This is a genomic window from Kitasatospora sp. NPDC097643, from assembly GCF_040302625.1.
In the GTDB taxonomy this organism is placed as follows: Bacteria; Actinomycetota; Actinomycetes; order Streptomycetales; family Streptomycetaceae; genus Kitasatospora.
In genome coordinates this window covers 82,361-88,429 of sequence record NZ_JBEOSA010000035.1, presented here as the reverse complement: position 1 = coordinate 88,429, position 6,069 = coordinate 82,361, and the positions used below count along the sequence as shown (strand labels likewise).

4 protein-coding genes are annotated in these 6,069 nt (G+C 70.1%); all 4 read right to left on the bottom strand.

What is annotated here, in order from left to right; translation table 11 throughout:
• Positions 1-43 precede the first annotated feature (43 nt).
• On the bottom strand, positions 44-1,432 hold the full coding sequence (locus ABTY15_RS22770; protein ID WP_350596992.1) for a S8 family serine peptidase: 1,389 nt from the start codon (positions 1,430-1,432) through the stop codon (positions 44-46).
• A gap of 99 nt (positions 1,433-1,531) precedes the next feature.
• Positions 1,532-3,178 (bottom strand): WXG100 family type VII secretion target, encoded by a 1,647-nt coding sequence (locus ABTY15_RS22765; protein WP_350596990.1) that lies wholly within the window; start codon positions 3,176-3,178, stop codon positions 1,532-1,534.
• A gap of 43 nt (positions 3,179-3,221) precedes the next feature.
• Positions 3,222-3,698: a DUF2563 family protein gene (locus ABTY15_RS22760; RefSeq protein ID WP_350596986.1), complete on the bottom strand. Its 477-nt coding sequence runs from the start codon at positions 3,696-3,698 to the stop codon at positions 3,222-3,224.
• Positions 3,699-4,116: 418 nt separating this feature from the next.
• Positions 4,117-5,952: an ABC-F family ATP-binding cassette domain-containing protein gene (locus ABTY15_RS22755; RefSeq protein WP_350596983.1), complete on the bottom strand. Its 1,836-nt coding sequence runs from the start codon at positions 5,950-5,952 to the stop codon at positions 4,117-4,119.
• Positions 5,953-6,069: the final 117 nt, after the last annotated feature.

Here is a 6,069-nt window from a genome sequence, read left to right as displayed (position 1 = left end):
GGGGTGCACCCCGACGGCCGGGCGGTCGATGTCAGCCTCGCGGCTACCTCGTGTACGGGTTGTCCCCCGACGGAGCCGGCGGCTCGTACGACGGGGGAGGCGGCGGCGGAGTCGCCGCCCCGGCCTGCTGCGGCACCGGCGGAACGTGCGCCGCCTGCGGCGCCTGCTCAACGGTCTTCCGTCGACGGACCAGCACGAACACCGCCCCGGCCACCAGCACCAGCCCGGCCACCACGGCAGCGACGATCGGCAGCGAGCTGCCCGAGTCGGACGTCTTGTCCGCCACCTTCGGCTCGGCGCTGGGCGCCGCCACGGGCGCGTCGCTCGAACTCGGTGCGGCCGAGGCGGTTGCCGACGGGGTCGAGGAGGGCGACGCGGGTGCGGACGGCGAAGGCGTCGCCACCGGGATCGGGGACACATCTGCCGGACCGGGGTCGCCCGGGTCCGTCAGGGCGATGCGAGGCCGTACCGCGCCATAGCCACCGTCATCGGTGCGAGTCGCTCCATTGGTCGCCTTACTGGCCGTATTGATCAGCACCCGCAGAATCTGATTCGCCGTCCAGTTCGGGTGCACCGACCACACCAAGGCCGCAGAGGCGGAAACCAGAGCCGCCGCATCGGATGTGCCGTGACTCTTGCAGTATTCCGTCGAAGACGTGCAGGCCGCGAACATGTCCATTCCCGGCGCAACAAGAACGACGTGCGGACCGTACTCCGATTCGGCCGTTACAGTTCCGTTCCGGTCCGAGGCCCCGACACCGACAACATTGGGCAGTCCACCCGGATACGACAGCGGATTCCCAGATTGGGCTTCGTTCCCGACACTGGCAACCACGAGAGAGCCCTTGGCCCTTGCCGTCGCGAGGATCCTGTCCAGCTTGGCCACGTCGCCCGGAGAGGTCCTAGCCGCAGCCATCCCTTGCGAGATGTTGATGACCTTCGCACCTTGATCGACCGCATAATTCACGGCCTGCCCGATCTGGTCGAGGAATTCAGCCGAAGTCGGCGCTCCGGCCGCTCCATTGTTGATTTTGAGGGGAAGGATCTTGGCCGCCGGCGCCAAGCCATAGGCGCCCGTTCCCCCAACACCCCGACCGGTTCCTGCAATCAGGCTGGACATCTCCGTGCCGTGTCCATCGTTGAAGGACCCCACACCACCAGGACTACCGCTGAAGTCCTTACCCGGGAGAAACTGCCCCACCAGGTCCGGGTGATCGAGCCTGAATCCTCCATCGATCACCGCGACAGTGATGCCCTGCCCCTTGGAAACCTGCCACATCTCCGGTGCGTGCATGGCGTCCAAGTGCCACTGCCGTTCACGAACCGTGTCATCCGCAACCGCAGGCGTCGTGACCGGGCCGACCACAACTCCCGCAGCCAGGAGTGCTGCAGCAAACACCCGCCAACGAACTCGCGTGTTCGTCCGCCCCATCACAACTCCTCGTCAGTTTCCCCGTCGACCGGGAGGGGTGCCCAGAACAGGTCTGCCCGGCCACTGGGAAGCCCCAGTGGCCGGGCAGCCGTTGCCGTCTTACTCAACCACGTCCGGGTTGCTGTGCGGCGTTCCGGCGGTCCAGGTCTCCTCGTCCTCCTGGAGGTAGTCGGCCCGCTTGCGCCGGTCACGCTCGTTCCGGCCGGCCCCGCCACCCATGCCGGGCGCCATCATGCCGTTCTGGCCGGCGCGGCCACCGCCCTCGGCGGCCCCCGCAGCACCCGCCCGACGCAGGCCCGTACCACCCGGCGTGAACTCGCCACCGGCGGTGGGTCCCTTGCGCCCGCCGACCGTCCCGCCACTGGTCGAGGTCAGACCCCGGCCGCGCGTGCTGCCGCCCGAACCACCGACGCCGTGGCCGCCCATACCGCCCGGGTGCATCCCCCCCATGCCGTTGGCCGTTCCGCCCCGACCTGCCTGGGCCTCACGAGCACCGAAGACGGTCCCGCTGGGAAGCCCCGAGGTGCCACCCTTTCCGGGCACCGAACCGCCGTTGATGGGGGTGCGGCCCGGGAACGAACCGCCGCTCTTGCCCGGCACGGAGCCACCGCTTCGTGCCGGGACCGACCCACCGGGGAATCCGCCCACCGGACCACCGCCCGGAATGCCACCGGGGTATCCACCGGGCCCGCTTCCCGGCCCGCCCTGGTATCCGCTAAGACCGCCCAGAGCGTCCGGCGGCAGGCTTCCGCTGCCACCAGGACCGAGCGGGCCGGTCGAACCGGTCGGACCCGGCAGGGTCGGCACGGTCGGCAGGCTGTCGAGACCAGTGCCAGGACGATTGATCGGGTCGGACGGGAGGGACGGCGGCGTCGAGGAACCCGGGTCATGCGGAGGCGGCGGCACCTGCCCGCCACCACCGTGCGGCGGAATCGGGTCGGTGTGCCCCGGCCCGGACGGCCCCTGCGGGCCCGACCCGGGCTGGTGGATGGGGACCGATCCACCACTGACGAAGCCTCCGCCAGACGGGCTGTAGCTCCCGCCGGTGCTGCCGCCGCTCACTCGACCACTACGCGCGGAACCGCCGTAACTGGAGCCGCCCTCGCCACCACCGCGGGATGCAGCCTCGGAGTCGTTCTGATTGGTAGCCCCCGGCGTCCCTGGCAGCGCCACATCCGGGGCCAACCCGTTCAGCTGCGTCGTCGCCGCGCTGTACGCCTGCGCCAGCTTCTCCATCTGGAGAACGGCTTCCTGGTGCTCCTGCTGGACCTTCGCCTCGGCGGCCGCGGCCTCGGGTCCGGTCACCCACTTGGGGTTGACCGTCTTCATGTAGGCGTCGACGGTCTGACCGACCGCGAGTTGGGGCACGTTGACGAAGGGCGACTGGGCCTTGTGCCGGTTGACCATCGCGATCTCCGTGTGCGGAGCCTCCGGCACCGCGGCCTTGGCGGTGCTCAGCGCCTCGCCGGCCAGGTGCATGGCGTCGCCCGCCGTCGTGGAGTAGTCGCCGAGGATCAACGCCGACTGCTGAAGGTTACCGGCCCAGCTCTTGAAGCTGTCCGCGGCCGGCCCCTCCCACTGGACGCTGCCGATGTGCGACTTGAGCGCCTCGCTCAGTTCCTTCAGAACACGGCCCGCCGACTGCAAGTGGGTGCCCCGACTCAGGACCGTTGACGGGTCCGTGTCGGCGACCAGCTTCCGCAGCTTGTCGTGGTCGAATCCCTCGAAGTTCGTTGTGTCTGCCACTACTTGCTCCCCGTTTCCCCGTGGGTCTCTCCCCAGACCACCATCAGTAGGTGTATTTCGTCTTCGGCGCGGGCCCGTCCGGTCCGGCCGCCGGGGTGGCAACGCCCGCGTTCTTCGCGACGGCGTTCTGCGCGGCCGTCGTGTGGTTCTCGTTGGTCGAGTAATTGCCCGCCGTATCCGAGACCGCGTCCCGCATCGCCTGGATCTGCGACACGAAGTCCTTGTGCAGCTTCACGAGCTGCGCGTGGGCCTTGTCGTACGCGGAGTTCAGGGCGGTCGCCTCGGTGAACGACGAGGAGTCCCCGCTGGCGAAGCTCGCCTGGGCCAGCTTCTGTTCCTGGAGCTGGTACGGCGCCGCCGGGGAGCCGTCCATCGCGGCGAGCAGGGCCTCGATCTTCTTCGCGAACGCGGTGAGCGTGTCGAGCTCGATCTTGACGTCCTGCTTGCCGAACGCCGACACCAGGTCACCAGCACTGACGTACGTCTGCATGGTGCTGATGGCCGGCCCGAACCCCCACATGTGGTTGAGCGTGAAGGGCGTGACGTCACCGGGCGGAGCCGGGTTGGTCCCCGTTCCCGTCCCCGTGCCTGAACCCGTCCCCGAGCCCGGTGGAACCTCTCCTGCCACAGCAGTTCACCTCTCCCCCGTACGGTCGGCACCCCCGGGGAAACCCGGGGGCCGCCGGCCGCAACACACCGTCAACTTCTCGGTCGTATCGTCCTGATCGGCGCACCGCCCGACCTGGGGGCGGTTTTCGCCTCCGTAATCGTAGCCACCGCCCCCGTCGGACGGGCAGGGCCCTTGGCCCACCCGCGCGCGATCGGTACGAACTTGACACGTACAGCCCCTCAACCGGCGCCGGGACCTGCTCCTACGACCAGGACGAACTCGAAACCCTGCTCAGCTCAACGCAGTTCCCACCGGCCGCACCACCCCGTCAGACCTGCTCGGCGAGCTCCAGCCAGCTCATCTCCAGCTCCTCCTTCTCCTCCCGGACGCCCCGAAGCTGCGCGTCCAGCTCGGCGACCTTGGAGAAGTCGGCGGCGTGCTCGGCGAGTTGGGCGTGCAGCTTGGACTCCTTCTCGTCCAGCTTGGCGATCTGCCGCTCCAGCTTCTGCATCTCCTTCTTCGCGGCCCGCAGGTCCCCGCCCGACAGCGCGGGCGCGGCCTCGGCGGCCGCCGCAGCCGCACCGGAGGTGGCGGCGGCAGCAGCAGCGGAAGCGGCAGCAGCCGCCTCGGCCATCCGCGCGCGCCGCTCCAGGTACTCGTCCACCCCGCCGGGCAGCATCCGCATCTTCCGGTCGCCGAGCAGCGCGTGCACGACGTCCGTCGTCCGCTCGATGAAGAACCGGTCGTGGCTGATGACGACCATCGAGCCGGGCCAGCCGTCGAGCAGGTCCTCCAGCTGGTTGAGCGTCTCGATGTCGAGGTCGTTGGTCGGCTCGTCGAGGAAGAGCACGTTGGGCTCGTCCATCAGCAGCCGCAGCAGTTGCAGGCGCCGCCGCTCGCCACCGGACAGGTCGCCGACCGGCGTCCACTGCTTGTCCTTGCCGAAGCCGAACTGCTCGCACAGCTGACCGGCGCTCATCTCCCGGCCCTTGCCGAGGTCGACCCGCGAGCGGACCTGCTCGACGGCCTGGAGCACCCGGGTCGTCGGTTCGAGCTCGGCGACCTCCTGCGACAGGTAGGCGAGCCGTACGGTCTTGCCGACCTTGACCACGCCCGACGCGGGCTGCACGTCGCCCTCGGAGGCGTACGCGTCGCGCAGGGCGCGCAGCAGCGAGGTCTTGCCGGCGCCGTTGACGCCGAGCAGGCCGATCCGGTCGCCGGGGCCGAGCTGCCAGGTGAGGTTCTCCAGCAGCAGCTTCGGGCCGGCCTTGACCGTCACGCCCTCCAGGTCGAAGACGGTCCGGCCCAGCCGGGCGTTGGCGAACTTCATCAGCTCGCTCTTGTCGCGCGGCTCGGGGACGTCGGCGATCAGGGCGTTGGCGGCCTCGATGCGGTAGCGCGGCTTGGAGGTACGGGCGGGGGCGCCGCGGCGCAGCCAGGCGAGCTCCTTGCGGGCGAGGTTCTGGCGCTTCTGCTCCTCGACGGCCTCGATCCGGGAGCGCTCGGCGCGGGCGAAGACGTAGTCGGAGTAGCCGCCCTCGTACTCGTGGACGGCGCCGTGCTGGACGTCCCACATCCGGGTGCAGACCTGGTCGAGGAACCAGCGGTCGTGGGTGACGCAGACCAGCGCGGAGCGGCGCTTCTGCAGGTGCTGGGCGAGCCAGTTGATGCCCTCGACGTCGAGGTGGTTGGTGGGCTCGTCGAGGACGATCAGGTCGGGCGAGCCGAGCAGCAGCTTGGCGAGGGCGATCCGGCGGCGCTCGCCACCGGAGAGCGGGCCGATGACGGTGTCCAGGCCGTCGGCGAAGCCGGGCAGGTCGAGGCCGCCGAAGAGGCCTTCGATGATGTCGCGGATGCGGGCGTCGCCGAGCCACTCGTGGTCGGCCCGGTCGGCGATCACCTCGTGCCGGATGGTGGCCTCGGGGTCGAGCGAGTCGTGCTGGGTGAGGACGGCCATCTCCACCCCGCCGGCGTGGGTGATCCGCCCGCCGTCCGGCTCCTCCAGCTTGGCGAGCATCCGGATCAGGGTGGTCTTGCCGTCACCGTTGCGCCCGACGACGCCGATCCGGTCGCCCTCGCTGACGCCGAGGCTGACCCCGTCCAGGAGGGTGCGGGTGCCGTAGACCTTCGTGACGGACTCGATGGTGGCGAGGTTGACGGCCACGTGTGCTGCGCTCCTGGGTTCGGCGGTCGCGGGGCGGCCCGCCGTGCACGGCCGGGCACCCCTGTCGGGGACGCCCCGATCTCCCCAGCCTAATGGGCCCGCCGCAGCACCCTCACC